This is a genomic window from Arthrobacter sp. SAFR-179 (assembly GCF_059414945.1).
On record NZ_JBPFDM010000012.1, the window covers coordinates 104,866 to 120,654 of the forward strand.

At 61.0% G+C, this 15,789-nt stretch carries 15 protein-coding genes and 1 tRNA gene; 7 read left to right on the forward strand and 9 right to left on the reverse strand.

Features of this window, described 5'->3' with window-relative positions; translation table 11 throughout:
• Nucleotides 1-584: 584 nt before the first annotated feature.
• The 7 genes from ACR65K_RS17220 to ACR65K_RS17250 form a co-directional block, all read right to left on the reverse strand.
• On the reverse strand, nt 585-1,166 hold the full coding sequence (locus ACR65K_RS17220; protein WP_440154231.1) for a recombinase family protein: 582 nt from the start codon (nt 1,164-1,166) through the stop codon (nt 585-587).
• A 270-nt stretch (nt 1,167-1,436) separates the two neighbouring features.
• Nucleotides 1,437-1,850: a response regulator transcription factor gene (locus ACR65K_RS17225; protein ID WP_440154232.1), complete on the reverse strand. Its 414-nt coding sequence runs from the start codon at nt 1,848-1,850 to the stop codon at nt 1,437-1,439.
• Between the two features lie 423 nt (nt 1,851-2,273).
• Nucleotides 2,274-2,690, reverse strand: a complete 417-nt coding sequence (locus tag ACR65K_RS17230; protein ID WP_440154233.1) for an Hpt domain-containing protein — start codon at nt 2,688-2,690, stop codon at nt 2,274-2,276.
• Nucleotides 2,691-2,913: 223 nt separating this feature from the next.
• Nucleotides 2,914-3,291 carry a DUF7793 family protein gene (locus ACR65K_RS17235; protein WP_440154234.1) on the reverse strand — a complete coding sequence of 126 codons (378 nt, stop codon included), beginning with the start codon at nt 3,289-3,291 and terminating at the stop codon, nt 2,914-2,916.
• Between the two features lie 175 nt (nt 3,292-3,466).
• A tRNA-Leu gene (locus ACR65K_RS17240) sits at nt 3,467-3,535 on the reverse strand.
• Nucleotides 3,536-4,019: 484 nt separating this feature from the next.
• Nucleotides 4,020-4,805 (reverse strand): GAF domain-containing protein, encoded by a 786-nt coding sequence (locus ACR65K_RS17245; RefSeq protein WP_440154235.1) that lies wholly within the window; start codon nt 4,803-4,805, stop codon nt 4,020-4,022.
• A gap of 63 nt (nt 4,806-4,868) precedes the next feature.
• The gene (locus tag ACR65K_RS17250) at nt 4,869-5,168 is read right to left on the reverse strand and encodes a hypothetical protein (RefSeq protein ID WP_440154236.1); all 300 of its coding nucleotides are present in this window, start codon (nt 5,166-5,168) and stop codon (nt 4,869-4,871) included.
• Nucleotides 5,169-6,475: 1,307 nt separating this feature from the next.
• Between ACR65K_RS17250 and ACR65K_RS17255 the strand changes: the two genes are divergently transcribed.
• From ACR65K_RS17255 to ACR65K_RS17265, 3 genes are all read left to right on the forward strand, one after another.
• Nucleotides 6,476-7,054: a helicase associated domain-containing protein gene (locus tag ACR65K_RS17255; protein WP_440154237.1), complete on the forward strand. Its 579-nt coding sequence runs from the start codon at nt 6,476-6,478 to the stop codon at nt 7,052-7,054.
• A 173-nt stretch (nt 7,055-7,227) separates the two neighbouring features.
• Nucleotides 7,228-7,497 (forward strand): hypothetical protein, encoded by a 270-nt coding sequence (locus ACR65K_RS17260; protein ID WP_440154238.1) that lies wholly within the window; start codon nt 7,228-7,230, stop codon nt 7,495-7,497.
• Nucleotides 7,498-7,547: 50 nt separating this feature from the next.
• On the forward strand, nt 7,548-7,859 hold the full coding sequence (locus ACR65K_RS17265) for a thioredoxin family protein (protein WP_440154239.1): 312 nt from the start codon (nt 7,548-7,550) through the stop codon (nt 7,857-7,859).
• 498 nt (nt 7,860-8,357) lie between these two features.
• On the opposite strand, the gene ACR65K_RS17270 is transcribed toward ACR65K_RS17265, so the two are convergent.
• Nucleotides 8,358-9,503, reverse strand: a complete 1,146-nt coding sequence (locus ACR65K_RS17270; RefSeq protein WP_440154240.1) for a DUF4062 domain-containing protein — start codon at nt 9,501-9,503, stop codon at nt 8,358-8,360.
• 874 nt (nt 9,504-10,377) lie between these two features.
• Between ACR65K_RS17270 and ACR65K_RS17275 the strand changes: the two genes are divergently transcribed.
• From ACR65K_RS17275 to ACR65K_RS17290, 4 genes are all read left to right on the forward strand, one after another.
• Complete coding sequence (locus ACR65K_RS17275) at nt 10,378-12,066, forward strand: TnsB C-terminal domain-containing protein (protein ID WP_440154241.1); 1,689 nt, start codon at nt 10,378-10,380, stop codon at nt 12,064-12,066.
• Nucleotides 12,067-12,068: 2 nt separating this feature from the next.
• On the forward strand, nt 12,069-12,977 hold the full coding sequence (locus ACR65K_RS17280; RefSeq protein WP_440154242.1) for a TniB family NTP-binding protein: 909 nt from the start codon (nt 12,069-12,071) through the stop codon (nt 12,975-12,977).
• The gene (locus ACR65K_RS17285; protein ID WP_440154243.1) at nt 12,974-14,173 is read left to right on the forward strand and encodes a TniQ family protein; all 1,200 of its coding nucleotides are present in this window, start codon (nt 12,974-12,976) and stop codon (nt 14,171-14,173) included. Before ACR65K_RS17280 ends, ACR65K_RS17285 begins: the two co-directional genes overlap by 4 nt.
• Nucleotides 14,174-14,274: 101 nt before the next feature.
• Nucleotides 14,275-14,886 (forward strand): recombinase family protein, encoded by a 612-nt coding sequence (locus ACR65K_RS17290; RefSeq protein WP_440154244.1) that lies wholly within the window; start codon nt 14,275-14,277, stop codon nt 14,884-14,886.
• A gap of 233 nt (nt 14,887-15,119) precedes the next feature.
• Here ACR65K_RS17290 and ACR65K_RS17295 read toward each other — a convergent pair whose 3' ends face one another.
• Nucleotides 15,120-15,776, reverse strand: coding sequence for a flavin reductase family protein (locus ACR65K_RS17295; RefSeq protein ID WP_430270013.1), 657 nt, complete (start codon nt 15,774-15,776; stop codon nt 15,120-15,122).
• Nucleotides 15,777-15,789 lie beyond the last annotated feature (13 nt).

Consider the following 15,789-nt stretch of genomic DNA (forward strand, 5'->3'; position numbering starts at 1 on the left):
AGCGGGGACGAGGCGCACGTTTACCGGCGATTGGAAACAATCGAGGGAAATTCGCCCCGAGTCCCCCCGCTCCGGACGCCGAATGGGAGCTTTCCCCATGGCTCCCGGCCACCAGCCGTGGATAGCAAGAATTGACCCCAAGTCTTGAACAGGACCAGCCCACGCTATGCCGGGCATTGGGGGAGTGGTGGTCGTCAGTGGTGTGACAAGCGCAATAAAGGGGACAGCGAATTGGTTACTGCCCCTATGGTGGTCACACTGACAAGCAAACTCGGCAGCCACCGGGCTGTAACGCGTGCACTGAAACCCTCGATCTTCGCCTTGTCCTAAACCGGGTCCGCCAATGGCCTGTGCTGGGCTCCTACCCAGCGGGTCACAAACGACCGTTTCTGACCAACCTCCGGCAAGCCTCCGTGTCGTTTTCACAAGTCGACTGCACAAGCGCCCGCGGAATTCCGGGGTTGTGCAGACGAGTATGGACATCGAAATGTCACAAGTGCCCTGCCCGAAACTTTCATTCTGCTCAATAGCCCTCTGCACCAACGGTCATCTTTTCTGAAGCCCCCTGCACCAACCTGCAGGAACTAATTCTTTGGTGCCTCGGTCGCGCCTGTTGCCGGGACCCATCGGTAGAGGGTGGGCACGGAGACTCCTAGGGTGTCGGCGACCTCCCGGGGCGGTGTGCCCTGCTTGAGGAGTTTGCGGGCTGAGCGGATCTTGGCATCTGTCATGATGCGTTTGCGGCCGCCGACCCGGCCTTGTTGGCGTGCGGCCTGCAGTCCGGCCTGTGTGCGCTCGACCATGAGTTCCCGTTCCATCTGGGCCAGGGAAGCCATGACGTTGAAAAAGAAGCGTCCGGAGACCGTGGTGGTGTCGATCGCATCGGTGAGGCTGACGAATCCTACGCCGCGGTGGTTCAGTCCGCCGGCGAAGTCCAGGAGGTCTTTCACACTCCGGCCCAGGCGGTCCAGCTTCCACACCACCAGGGTGTCACCGTCGCGCAGGTTGTCCAGAGCCTGGTCGAGGCCGGGGCGTTGTGACTTGGTGCCGCTGATGGTGTCTTTGTAGATCTTGTCGCATCCGTCCTTCTCCAGTGCTTCGATCTGCAGGTCTAGGTTTTGGTCCCGAGTGGAGACCCGGGCGTAGCCGATGCGGTGCGTGGCCATGGGGGTGTTCTCTTCTCAAAACTCGGTTCGGGATCTTAGTTCGACTGTACCGTTTCGAGAACTATTTGTGAGAACCGGGCCCCGTGCGGCTCCTTTTTCGTCGTCGTCCCAATTTTCCGGGGCAGGACGTTGCGTCAGTTCGATGAGCGATCGAGCCCGGGATTCTCGATTCAACCTATTCTTGAAATCCTTCGTTTGTAAGAACGACAAATCAATTCGGTACGGACTTTTTGGGTGTGAGCAGCAGAGGTAGAGGTACGGCTGAGTGTTTTACGGGATGTCAGGGACAGGAGGTCCCGGAATCTGATCCCTTTTCCTCTGGCCTAGGCGAAGCACTTCTTCGACGCGGGCGCGCAGCACCGCCACTCGGAAGGGTTTGGTGAGAACTGTAGAGGCGCCGGCCGTCAGCAGCTGGTCCGTGAGGTCAGCTTGTCCAGTCAGCATGAGAATGGGGGCGGAGCTGAAGGTCCTGAGTTGACGGATGACTTCGAAGCCGCTGATGTCGGGGAGTCCGTAATCCAGGATCACGATCGCCGGGGACAAATCCCGCACAGCTGCGGCACCCTTAACCCCTGTCTCCACCAATCGGACCATGGATAACCCCGAGGTGGTCAGGACACCGCACACCAGGTTGCCGATATCGGGGTCGTCTTCGATCACCACTGCCGTGCGTGGGTACTGCATAGCCCCATCACCCCCATGGCAGCCCAGCGCTGCCATCACCTAGCAAGTTTACGCCTGAGAACCCCGACTGAAGGATCGGGATTGGGTTCGCGATCCAGAGGCGCGCCGGCCTCCTCAACCCTGGAACGAAGATCACCAGCGAGCCGGGAATGTGCGCGCCCGGGCGAAGCTCATACGGGAATACATCCTGTGATCTGTTCCCGTAACGCTAACCATCTAGCTTCCAGGACTTCGGCCCGGCGGCGCGGCCCACGCCTGCTCCTGGCGGGCGGTGGCGAATGGGGGTAGGACCTCGCTTTTGCCTGATCGCAGTGCTCAAGGTGCTGCATCAGGAAGGTTCCAGGAGGACAGATCTCCATGCAGCACATGCCGTATCGGTGAGTCCCTTGAAATCGCTGTCTGCTGCAGCCATGCTGTCTGGGTTCAGGCGGGTCCGGCGAGTTCATCACGCAGCTGCTCTGTGGTGAGTTGGCCGCAGATTTCCAGTTCAGTCAGCAGCGTTCTGACCCTTTCCATCCGCTGCTTCCGTACAGCGTCTTCCATCTCCAGTGCCAGCTGCTCAAGCCGGAGGGCTCCCAGCATCCCGGCGGACGTTTTCACACTCAGCACCGCATCCCTGAATGCCTCGTGATCTTCCGTGTTCAGTGCGGAGACCAATCGCCGGTGCCGGCCAGGCCACATAGCCACGTATTGGTCAACGTACCGCCTGTACAGCCCGGAATCTGCCAGCTCCTCACGCAAAACCTCAAGAATGTCATGGGCGACCAGCGGCAAGTCATCGTGCTCCTGACCGGCCACCGCAACCTCCCTACCGCCGCCCCGTTCAGCCAGCTCTGTCACGCCCTGACACCCTTCAGATCCATGATTCGGCAACTCTAGCCGCTCATATGACCAAAACTGTCGCGGTGGGACGAAGCTGATGAAACCTTGACCAAAACAAAGCAAGGAACAGGGAAAACAGTCAAAAACACCCGCAGCGGACGCCCCCACGGTAGCCCTTGCCGCGGTGGATTCGTGGAACGCATCGGAAAGAAAGCTCCCGCTCTGCCAGGACGATAGCGAGTTAGAGCGTCTCGCTCATCACCCATCCCAGTGCTTCAGCCCGGGATGTGAAGAACCGTGTGGGGCAGGGCGGGGTGTGGATGCCCAGGAAGAAATTGGCTAAGACACGGTCCACGGGACTGGCGCCCAGCAGGGCGATCCTTGACGCTGCGCAGGGAATGGAAAACACAGCACGCGCCTGCCTGCTCACCGAACGTGTGTGGGCCATGTCAACCAGCATCGGGTACTGCGCGCCCTTGGCGAGGGCGTTGACTGCCGCCATGGCTGCCTTGGCGTCCACTTCCTCGATACGAACATCGGGATTCCACACAAGATGGATTAGACCAGGGGGCTCCAGCCCCACAACACCCTTGCCACCCTTGACTCTAAGCGCTTTCATTCATTTGCTCCCCAGTTGAGCCAGGTTCCAGACCAAGTTCACAGTACAGCGGGGTCCGCGCGCGGCACTTCGATGAGTGATCAATCAGGCGATTCTCGATTCGCTGCCCTGTCGGAATTCTTCGTTATTGAGAAAGCGTGTTTATCGAAGGGGCCTACCAATTCATCGGCATCAGTGCACCCGGTGGGATTCGAACCCACGACCCGAGGATTAACCGATGCTCTGCCAGCTGAGCTACAGGTGCCGGCTGCCCGCCCAGGCCGGATCCATGGATCTGAGGGGGCGGGACGTGGCAGCGTGGGCTGAATGGGGTGGCGGTCGGAGGGCGTGTTGGCCACCGCACGCTATGGGTGCAGTGGAGGCGTCGGTCAGCCGCTAGTTCGGTGGTGGCTCGGAATTTGGAGTCCCCGGACCCGTTCAAGGGCAGTAGCAATGGGGTAAATGAACTTCCTGCCACGCCTCTTGGAGTTCCCAGCTTGTGATCGGGTTGGAAGAAGCTGGGTCAGGGTTAGCGTCAGAATCTCAACCTCCAGTCCATGTAGGAGGGGGATGTCGTGGATGTATGCATCCAGCTCCAAAGCGTCCGCTTTTCCTCCCCTGGCGCGATACTGATGCCAGAGATCTTCAACGGAAAGGTGACCCGATTCAATCAAGGTCAGTGCGACTGGGCGAGGATCTGAATAGATCATGTCGACCTCCTGATCCGGAGAACGCAGCCGTCGATGCGGCTAGATCCTTCGGTCTATGTAGTTCTGGGCGATGGTTGCGAGTATCCGGAGTGCCTGTTGTTCGGAAGGGGGGAACGGTCGGGGTTTTTGATCGATGATGCATAAGGTGCCGATGTTCCAGCCGCGTGGGCCGTGCAAGGGGTAGCCGGCGTAGAAGCGGATATGGGGCTCTCCGACGACGAGAGGGTTGGAGGCGAAGCGGTCATCGGTCAGGGCGTCGTTGATGATCAGCATTGAGTTCTGTTCAACGGTTGCCGCGCAGAGGGCGATTTGCCGGGGGGTCTCGTTGCGGAGGGGCCCGATGGCTGACTTGAAGTGTTGAGTGTTCCTGCCGATAAGTGACAGTGAGGCAGCGCCGACGTTAAAGAACTCCCGGGTAGCAGCCACGACCCGGTCAAAGGGTTCCTCCGCCCCGGTACGCAGAAGATTCGTTTCCCGCAGTGATTTCAGTCGTTCCGTCTCGGCCTGTTCAGGCGTCAGAAGGGACCTACCGGCGGCTCCCAGCGCGGCCAGCGCAAGTTCGCGGTTCCTTTTCCTGTCCGCCGCGCGCCGCGCACTGGTCTTTCCCGGCTTCGCGGGAGGTGAGGTTTTCTGCCGCTGCCCCAGGCCGGACTTTTCGCCCCTCCTGCCACCACCATGACGACGTTCCAGTGTCGACAAGACCGCGGGGTCCCGCAGATAGAGGCCCAAGACGAACTCCGATGACTCGTCAGCGGCCCGGAGTTTTACGGGATCTAAACCGAGCCTGGCAGCAAGTTTGATGTACCGCTGTGCGTTGTCATCCACCACTTTCGCCTCCAATCACTGCCATCCCTGTTGAACAAAGTTCTGGTGTTGTGCTTGCCCGTTCTAAACGACTTCCCCGCGGGCGTCGGGATAGTCGTCTTCGTCCTCGACTGGTGGTCCCAGATTCCCCTCAATCAGGTCTCCTTCGTCGGCCTCCACTTCCGATGCGGTGATCCCGTCATAGCCGGCACTGTCAGGCTGGACGGCTTGGTGCTGCGCAATGAAGTCCGCTTGCGGGACATCGTCGGGCAGTTGCCCGGTCACTGGCCACCCCTGGGAGTCTTCGGGCAGCGCCGGTGTCTGCTGCTCGAGGGCGTCAGAGTCCGGGACCTCCGGGCTCGTTTCCTCAGGCCCAATACTCATCATGTGCCTCCTGAACTAGTGGAAAATTGTTGGCGCCCCCGGGAGTCTTGGTTCCCCCGCCAGGTGGAGTTGCAGCCGGGTCCGGGGCGGGATCATGTCGTGAACCTTTGGAGGCGTCCCAGTGCTGCGGCTGACGCTGCCAGCAGTACAGCCACCTGCTCGTCGTCGGGGGAACGGCTGACCTTCACGGCGGTCATCCGCTCGATGACATCACATCCTGCGGGGACCGGTGAACGGTGAGCATGTGTATCAGTAACGCCTTTTCCGGCTGACCGGGGTGATTCGCGACGTGATGTCTCAGTGAGGTGCGGACATCAGCTTCGTCTGGAGCCTGGCTACTCAGGATCTCGTCAATAATCTCCATTGCCTGAACTTGTATAGGCAATGTAGAGGGGGCCTCATAGATGCTGGTGGAAATCTCCTGGTTTCCGTACATGGGTTCTCACCTTCGCTCACCATAGCGGCAGCTGCTCCCCAAAGGAGCTGCGTGTGCGCTCCAGCCCTACCGGAAACAATATGCTAAGTGTACTTAGTAACAGTGCTGGGATAAAGGGGCAGCCTTCGTGCCGCTAGCTCTTGTCGAAAGCCGGTAGTTAAAGGGAGTATCTGCAGTGGCGGTGTTCTACCTTGCTGGGGAGGTTCCTTCCAGCCTTCATCGAGGAGCTCCGCCACGGGTTGGCTCCTGGTCTCAGGAAAACCTCAGGAGCCAACCCGCACTCCGCATGTCCGATCCCAAAGGGTGTCAATGGGAGCTCAGGAGTGCGCGCGCAGCATCGCAGTAATTGTTGCTCGGCAAACAGCGCACTATCCGGGCGTAGGCCGACTCCCGCGCTGCTACAGAAGCCGGCTCACAGGCCAAACCCCGCGTCTGCTTCACGGGCCGATCCATGTTCACTTCTGCGCCTCAAGATTGCCTCAAGATTCTTCCATCATGCCCACAATGTTGGACTGTCGGCCCCAAGCGAACACCCGAGCCTATGGAGAAGGCCCGCAGGTTGGGGGGAACCGCGGGCCTTCGACGAAAATGATACAAAGCAACCACAAGAACAACGACTGGACAATCAGGACCGGAACTTCACGGCCGGCCTCATTTTGTCGGGGCATACTATTTTCGCAACCAACGAGAGCTGGTGCGCCACCAGCGGCAGAACCGCAAACAATAAGCCGAGGGGGCCATGAGTCAGGAACAGGCCGCTCAACCTCATCCCGCGCTGTCGGAACGGACGATACACAAGGCACCGAACGCTGAGTGGGTGGCGATGTACCGGAATGGCGTTCCGACATCGAAGATCGCTTCTACTGCGGGCGTGGCGGACAGTACCGTCCGCTACCATCTGGGCATCGCAGCCCGGGCTGATCCTGACCTCAAAGCCGAGCACAAGGCAGCCAGCGGTCCTGTCAGCCGGGCGACAGCGGGCGGGCTGCAGAACATGGCCGACACCATCAGCTTCTATGAAAGGGAGGGCCGGCTCCCATCCAGCAGTGGTTACACGCCCCGTGAACGGGCCTTGGCCTCGTGGCTCGTTTCGAGATCGAGGGCGGCTGCCCGCGGCACCCTCTCCCCGGCATACCGTGAGGGCCTGGCTGTTATTCCCGGCTGGGACAGGCAGCCGACGCGGGCCGAGGAGAACGCCGCGCGTTGGGACCGGCGTCTGGCCGAGCTGGTTCAATACCGGCAGGACGGTAAGGACTGGCCCCTGTACCAGCAAGCGTCCGGCGAAGAGGAACGGGCGCTGGGGGCGTGGTTGCACGGGCAACGAATAAGCTTCCGCAACGGAACCCTCAGCAAGGAACACGAACGCAAACTGGATGCCCAGCTCGACGGGTGGCGGCAAGGCAGGTCACACAGACGTGGCGGTGCCAACAGCAGTCGCCAGGCAGGTTAAGGCCTGCACGGAGCCCGGGCGCATCACAGTCACGTCATCGACTGATGCGTGCCCGATTATTTGGGTTCGCCGTGGGAGCACTGTTTTTTCCTGGACCCGGGACGTACTGTAAGCGGAATCCCTCGACTTTGGGATTCGGGTTCAACGGGAATGGTGAGGATGGGCTGAAGGAGATGACCCTCAAAGAGGAGTGGGACCGACTTGATTCAGAGACACGCCAATGGCTTCTCGACAATCCAGCATGCGCGCTCGTGCCGAACACGATCACTGTCCGGATCCAGGACACTTCCGATAGGCAGATCGAAGTCGATGAGCACGGTCAGATGGTCCTCTCCCGTGAAGATCTCGATTTCATCCGCGAGAAAGGTACTGGCGTGGGCGCGGCCCACATAAGTGACGACCTCCGGTTCTTCGATGCAACCCAGCCAAGGGAAAACGAATAGGGCTTCAACCCCTTCCCTGTGCAGACGGCGAAGGGCCGGATAATGGCTATATGAGGATAGAACTGCTCCACATCGAGGACTGCCCCAACACGGCAAAAGCGCTCGAGCGGGTGGAAGCCGCCTTGGCCGCACTGGGGCAGGAAGACGTTCCCGTCCATATGCGGGGCATTAGATCTCCAGAAGATGCGGTGGGGACGGGATTTGCCGGTTCGCCAACGATCACGGCAGATGGCGCCGACATCTTCCCCGACGGATCGCCAAGCAATGATCTCGCATGCCGGATCTACCCCACGCCGAGCGGTTATGCCGGCGCACCGACGGTCGATCAAGTGATGAAGGCCCTCACGAATTTTGGCCTCTGACACGTACTGCCAGTGTTCCTGTTGTGGGCGGACAATGCAGCGCAAAAAACTCCATGCCCTGGGTGTCGAACCTGCCTATATCTGCCGAAGGTGCGGCCTGTGGGTCGCACTGCGGCTTCGTTCGCCATCCTGAGCCACACCACCTCACGTCGTCCTACTGCTCAGTGCTGAGGACTTCGAACATTCCGAGCAGACGACTTCTGAAGCTGACACCAGCGCTACTCACCGCGCGCTCTTCTCTCTCCCTCGCGCCGGACAATCAAAACGACCGTTTCTGAGACGGACTTTTGGCGCGATGGGGGAGAGGCCGGAGGGACTGCAATTCTTCAGCTGCCTGGAGACGTGTCCGGAGCAGGTCAATAACGGCCGATTCTGATCGCGAGCTCGTATAGCAACGGGAATGGTATTTGACGCATGAGACTGTCTGTAAGGGGTACTGGCTAACGGACGGAGGCGAAGTGGGTAATCTTCACTAGGACGCCGCCCGGGGCAGATGGCTCAAAGACCGGTGATGGTTCCGTCAATTGAGAGTGGGACCGGGTCAGGTTCGTTCATATAAATTTGTGGAGGGGTCCAAGTGGCTCGGAGTCGGCGTGCGCCCTGGTGCGCGGGACCGAGCGCGAACGAGTCGATTCGCGATGCGGACCCGTCGGTAATCAGTTGTTCGGCGAACAGTAGACGCGCGATCGGACGCAGAACGCTGTCGTCGAGACCAGATCCGCGTAACGGGGCCAAGGGGTCAGTTGGACGTGCGAGCCAGCTAGCTTGCTCGCCGAGCGACGAGGTTCCGAAGATGCCATCAGACAGTGCGCGGCGGGCCAGTTCATCGGCAGAAATGCCATTGAGTGCCGCTCGCATGGGCGACGATCGCCGTTCCTGAGATACCAGCGTCAGACGCTCCTCGTGCGCAATGGTCGAGATTGTTCGAACTGATAGCTCGGTCACCTGAACCGACAGAGCTTCAGTGGGAGAGACAAAGGCGATGCCGCCGGCCCGGCTGTCGCGCAGACGGACCAGCTCGGCATGCACCGCATTACTTCGCACATCGGCAGTAATCGAGATCGTCCTGCCATCGCTTGTGATTTCACGCGCTCGGAAGAGTGCTCTACCAACTCGCACCCATGGCGCCAGCTCCTCGGCCGCGAGATCCTCTAGGCGCCGAATCACCCGCCGTTGTAAATCTGTTGGATCGCTCCATGAACTGGTCGTATACAAGTTACGGGCGCCTTGGATGAGATCGCGTTGTGCACCGTCCATCTCGCCCGATGTCTCGCCGTGTACAAACAGGCAGAGTCTCAGCCCGTTGCGTTCCGCCTCTCGATACTCTGCATGGGTAGCAGAGTATCCGTCGGGCATGCGTATGCCATAGCGTGGTCCCCACATGCCTACATAAACCTCGGAGCTCCGCACCCCCGCAAGGTAAGCCTGATCCGCGGACACATCCAAAGGGCCTAAATCCTCGAACATCACAGGCGTCGCACCGATGGTCTCGATTGCTGCGCGGACTGCAGAGCGTTCCTGGGGCATGTCAGTGATGAGGCTGGAAACGAAGACACGTCTCCCGCTCGCCCACGCCCTTACATCTTGTTCTGAGGCAGTCAAAGATGCCGAGCGTTGGTCAACCAGCAAAGGGGCGTCCGTCATGCCACAAGTCCACCATAGTGATGCCACGTTTTTACACTTCGACCAGCAGGCTTCCGGTCGCGTTGGATCGCGTTGCGGAGCAAGTCAGTTCTAGGCGCGGAAGAAGAGCGGTTTTTCGGGATTCAGAAGCTCGTCCTAGCCTGATTACCCTCGATTCCTCCCACTTCGCCGATAAGTTTGTTTGTGTTTACCTACTCACGAATTAGAACGTACCCGCGCCGTTTGCTGTCCTGGAAAGCATCACGCAGCTCGCGCTGCACCACGTCGCTCAAATTGGCTGGAACTGTGCAGCCACCTCCGCCTCCAGGGCCGTAGCCTTGGTTAGCGTCGGGCGTGCAACGAAGCTCAGGTGGTACCTGGCGTTCAATGCTTACGCAAAGCTCGTGCTGATGACCTCTCCTGCAGCTGAAGATCACGCGGACCCGCCGGTCAGGTGCGCTCATAATTTTCCCCCTGAAGATTCAAACCGGTCCGTTGGCCGGTTTGGAGAATATACCGCCCCTCGCTGACATTTGGACGGGCAGGAGGGTCAGAAGTGGTTGAGCGGTAGCATGCCCCGCGATGCTCCCTCCACCGGTCAACGCTCAGCCTAATAAGGTTCATCAGAGTCGCTGCCGGTACCGGCTAACTAGATGCGCGTAAGACCCCCAAAAAAACTCGGCTGAATGGGACCCTAGCCGCTACAGTCAAAAACGACCGTTTCTGACCCGCGTTCGGCACGCCTCCGAATGTCATTTTCCGTACTCGCATGCAACGGCGGGCAGCCTGTTTCCGCGGTTGTGCAGGCGGGTGCTGAGCACTGGTTTTTCCGTACTCCTCTGCACTAGGGTCGTTTTTGCTTACTACTCCTCTGCACGCCGAGGGAGGTGTCGGAGTGGATGCGGAATCAGCGCCCATTCGTGAGCCGGGCACGTTGACGATGCCGGATGATCTCTGGGATCGGACGAAGTCGGTTTCGTCCGTAATCGGGCCCTTGGCTGCGCGCACGGTTGTTGGTCGGGCAGCGGTTGATGCTGCCGCCGCGGCGTTGGGCATATCGCGACGCCAGGTGTACGTGCTGATCAGACGCAATCGCGACGGTTCTGGTTTGCTGACAGATTTGGCTCCTGGCCGTTCCTCCGGAGGGAAAGGAACCGCACGGCTGTCAGAGGAGGTCGAGGACCTTGTCCGGGTGATGGTGCGAAAGCAGTTTCTGACTCGGCAGAAACGGACTTTGGCGGCGGTGTATCGGGATATTGCTGCCGCCTGCCGCGCACGGCAGCTTCCTGTCCCGGCCCGAAACACGGTGGAGCGGCGCATCCGGGCGTTGAATCCAGTTGAGGTAGGCCGGCGCAGGGGAGGGCCCGATGCAGCGCGGCCGCTACAGTCCGCCGGGGACGAGGTGCCGGTCGTCGGCACCATTTTGGAGCGAGTGCAGATCGACCACACAGTCATCGACGTGATCGTCGTGGACGAGCGGGAGCGGCGCCCAATTGGTCGGCCATATTTGACTGTCGCGATCGATGTTTGCAGTCGGTGCATCATCGGCATGGTCGTGACCCTGGAGGCGCCCTCGGCGGTGTCGGTCGGGCTGTGCCTGGCGCATGCCGGGACTGACAAAAGACCATGGCTTGAAGGTCTGGGTATTGATGCGCGGTGGCCCATGAGCGGGAAGCCGAGACAGCTGTACCTGGATAATGCCAGCGAATTCAAGAGCGAAGCGCTCCGGCGAGGATGCGACCAGCACGGTATCGAACTGGCCTATCGTCCGCTGGGCCGGCCTCATTATGGCGGGATCGTGGAACGCCTGATCGGCACCGCCATGAAGCAAATCCACGAACTTCCCGGGACCACCTTTTCCAACCCCAGCGAACGGGGCCGTTATGACTCGGACCGGAAGGCGGCGCTGACCCTGCGCGAGCTGGAGAAATGGATGACCCTTGCTGTCACCAACTACCACGGCACCACCCACAGCACGCTGGGGCAGACGCCAGCTGGACGGTGGGCAGAAGGGGTCGCGGCGACAGGTTTGCCAGCGGTTGCCACGAACGCGACAGCGTTCCTGGTCGATTTCCTTCCCGTCGTGCGGCGTACCCTGACGAGGACGGGGTTCGTCATCGATCATGTCCACTATTTCTCCAATGCGCTGAAACCTTGGATTAGCCGGCGCGAAACGCTTGGGCCGTTCCTCATCCGCCGGGATCCCAGGGACATCAGCAGAATCTGGGTGTTGGAACCGGAGGGGGCTCACTATGTGGAGGTTCCTTACCGGACGATGGCTAACCCGTCTGTGAGCCTGTGGGAGCACCGGCACGCCTTGGCGCGGCTACACGAGCGCGGGGTAGCGCAAGTGGATGAGGCGGCGTTGTTCCGCACGATCGAGCAAATGCGGGAGATCGCAAACACTGCCTCGAAGACTACCAAGCGCATGCGTCGCGATGCCGAGCGCCGCAATGCAGTGGCGCCGCGGCGTTCGAAGACACCATCCCCATTGCTCCCGCCGGAAGCCCCCGCTCAGCAGGCACAGGACACGGTCGCGGACGTGCCTCGGGTGACGCTATTCGATCAGATCGAGCAGTGGTGATTATGCCTGAGTACGCAGCGCCGGAGTTGTCCCACCTGCACCCGGGTGTGCGGGACGCGGCACGGTTGCCTGGGAACGAGCGGGTTGAATTGATCCGGGCCGACCGGTGGATCGGCTACCCGCGCGCGGTGGAAGCGGTGGCACGCCTGGAGTCCCTGCTGTCTTGGCCGGACAAACAGCGCATGCCGAACCTGTTGCTGATCGGGCCGACGAACAACGGCAAGTCGATGATCGTGGAAAAGTTCCGCCGGGGACACCCGGCCGTGGCCGAGCCAGAGCGGGAAAACATTCCGGTGTTGTGCGTGCAGATGCCGTCGGAGCCTTCCGTGCTGCGCTTCTACATCGCGCTCCTGGCCGCGCTTGGTGCACCTCTTCAACCAAGGCGGCGCCTGGCTGACGTGGAGCAGATCTCGCTGAAACTGCTGCGCTTAACGGGCGTGCGCATGCTCGTCATCGACGAGCTGCACAATGTCCTCGCAGGGCAAGGCAACAGCCGCCGGGAGTTCCTCAATCTCCTGCGGTTCCTCGGCAACGAGCTGGGCATCCCGATCGTCGGCGTCGGCACCCGGGAGGCATATCTTGCGGTTCGTTCCGATGATCAGCTGGAGAACCGGTTCGAACCCGTCGTCCTTCCCTTGTGGAACACGGGTGCGGACACTCTGTCGTTGTTGGCCAGCTTCGTGGCCGCCCTGCCACTGCAGCGCCGCTCGGACATCGCTACTGCCGATATGGCGCAGTATTTGCTCGCCCGAAGCGAGGGAACCATTGGCGAACTCGCCCGGCTCCTGACGACCGCGGCGATCGCCGCGGTGGAAAGCGGTGAAGAGCGCATCAATCGGCGCACCTTGGTGATGGCCGACTATGCAGGACCCACTGAACGGCGCCGTTTGTTCGAACGCGAACTGATGTGAGACCGCCGGAGCGCTGGCCCCTTCATCCGTCACCTGCAGCAACGGAGTCCTTGTCCTCTTGGCTGCGGCGGACGGCGAGCAGCTACGGCATGTACTCCCACCAGCTGCTCGAACACGGACTCGGTCACCGGGAATTCAGCGACGCTGAGCTGGATCTGGACCCGCCACGTCACCTGCTCGACGAGCTCGCCAAACGCGCGGGCCTCGACCAGCACCGCGTACAGGCCATGACCATGGCCGGCTGGGTGCCGTGGCTCTTCGACTCCCTCACCCCTGCACCCGATACCTACGAAACTTACGTGCACCAGTTCTCGCTGCTCCTGCCGCCCGGGCGCCGCATTGTCTACGCTCCTCGAAACTGGGTTCCCTGGCTCTCAACAAGCGGGATCAGACTGGGATGCCGGGAATGCCTGGAGTCTGGCGCGACGATACTGCTCTTTTGGCAATTGCCGCTCACGGCCAGCTGCCCAGCACACCGGCGTCGGCTCGAGACCTATGAAGGACACCCTGCCGATTACATCAAGTGGGCAACGCCCGCAGATGACCAGCGGGAACTTCCGGAATCGCTAATCGTCCTGGACCGCCGCACCTGGCAGGCAATAACTACAGGATCCGTGAACCTTCCCCGGCGCTCGGTTCACGCCGGAGTCTGGTTCCGGCTGCTGCGTACCCTGCTGGATGAACTCAGCACGCCTCAGGGACGATACGGCCGGCAGCTGGAGGACGTGCGACGGGTCTGGGACCACTGCGGCCACCCGTTCCGGGCCGGGCTGCATTCATGGCAACCGTTCGAGTCCCTCCACTGGACCAGGCAGCAGCAACTGTTCGAAGCCGCTGCCGCCGCCATGGCAATGATCGAAGACGGCACTCTGACCGCCATCGGTACCTCGCACCTTCTGCGTCCCGAACCGAAGACCCCGATCAGCGACGGAACGCCGCCCGGATCACTGACAGGCACCCCTGGTGCGCAGAAGCAGCCGACTCTGGACGAGCTCTGGAACCAGGTGACGGCTACTCGGGACGCGTGCATCGCAGCAGCCAAAACGGATCCCGTGGTCGCGAAGCACCTCTTCGACTTCGCACGCTACGGGTGCCGCAGTGAGGCATCCGTCCTCGGTCTTCGGGACACCTTCGGCGAGCTTCAAATACCTCTCGACTTTCTGTCACAAACAGAAGGAGACGAGCCCTTTGCCTGACGTAGAATAAATAACCGGTTAAGTGACATCTTCTGATTTCGAAGCGAGCTGAAGTTCTTCTGTCACTTAAACGAACGTATAAATGACAAAGGGGAAGTGCTGTGCTCGTCGGATACATGCGCGTCTCCAAGGCCGACGGGTCCCAAACCACGGACCTGCAGCGCGACGCACTTCTGGCGGCCGGTATCGGGGCGGACTCCCTCTACGAAGACAGGGCTTCCGGAAAGAAGGACGACCGGCCCCAGCTGGCCGCCTGCCTCAAAGCTCTGCGCCACGGAGACACCCTGGTCGTCTGGAAACTGGACCGGCTCGGCCGGGACCTGCGCCACCTGGTCAACATCGTCCACGACCTCACCGAACGCGGAATCGGCCTGAAGGTCCTCACCGGGCAGGGCGCCGCCATCGACACCACCACAGCCTCCGGAAAACTCGTCTTCGGAATCTTCGCCGCCCTCGCCGAATTCGAACGGGAGCTCATCTCCGAACGAACCCTCGCCGGCCTGGCCTCCGCCCGGGCCCGCGGCCGCAACGGAGGACGTCCCTACAAAATGACTCCGGCGAAGCTCCGGCTCGCCATGGCGTCCATGGGCAAGCCCGAAACCAAAGTCAGCGATCTCTGCGCCGAACTCGGCATCACCCGCCAGACCCTGTACCGGCACGTATCGCCCAACGGAGAGTTGCGACCGGACGGTGAGAAACTACTTTCCCGATAGCCGCGGACCTTGGCACGTAGTTGTGGAACGAAATTGTGTGGCGAGCCAGCCACTTCACGAGTGAACAGTTCCCGGGCGTCCACTTCCTAGGAACTGAGACGGCATGCTTGGGCAACCGAACCGCGTTCGGGCGGGTCCCACGGGTTCTCCAGGTCGGTGCCGGACCCCGGTACCTCGGAAGTGAGACTTCAGCGGTACCGGGCACCCCGCACGGGAATAGCTGTGCCGTGGAACTATGCGGGTTGTCCTGCGAGGCCGGCCATTTCGTCGGCGTCGGAGCAGGGAACTTTCATCTCGAAGGTGTCGGTGACGACGGTGTAGTCGTAGTAGCCCATGCGCGCTATCGGCTTGACCTTGGGGATGTCGATCCGTCCGTCCGGGGTAAGGCAGTTTTCGTCCAGGTGGATGCGTTCCACGGTGGCGTAGACGACGTCGATGCTTCCGACGGTGGAGTTGCCGGGGATCCGGTGGGTGGAGAGGTACCGGCATTCAAAGTGGAACGGGCTTTCAGCGACCATAGGTGTGTCGGAGAGATCAGCCTTCTTTTTCGTGACGTTGAGGCGATCGAATTCGCTTTCTCCCGGCGGCAGGGCCATCGCGCTGATGTTCACTGCCTCCCGGAGGTCCCAGGTGGCCATGTTCCAGACGAACCAGCCGGTTTCTTCGGCGTTGATGACGGTGTCTTTGCGCCGCCCGTCGGGGTACTGGTTGGCGGCAAACATCACCATCGGGGGGTCGAAAGTGAGGTTTTGCCACTGGCTGTAGGGGGCAATGTTCTCCACCCCGTCCGTGCTGATGCTGGAGAGCCAGCCGATGGGGCGGGGCACTGTGAGGCTCTTGAACGGTGCGAAGGGCAGTGGGCTTTTTTCGAAGCTGGGATCGTATTTCATGCTGTGCTACTCC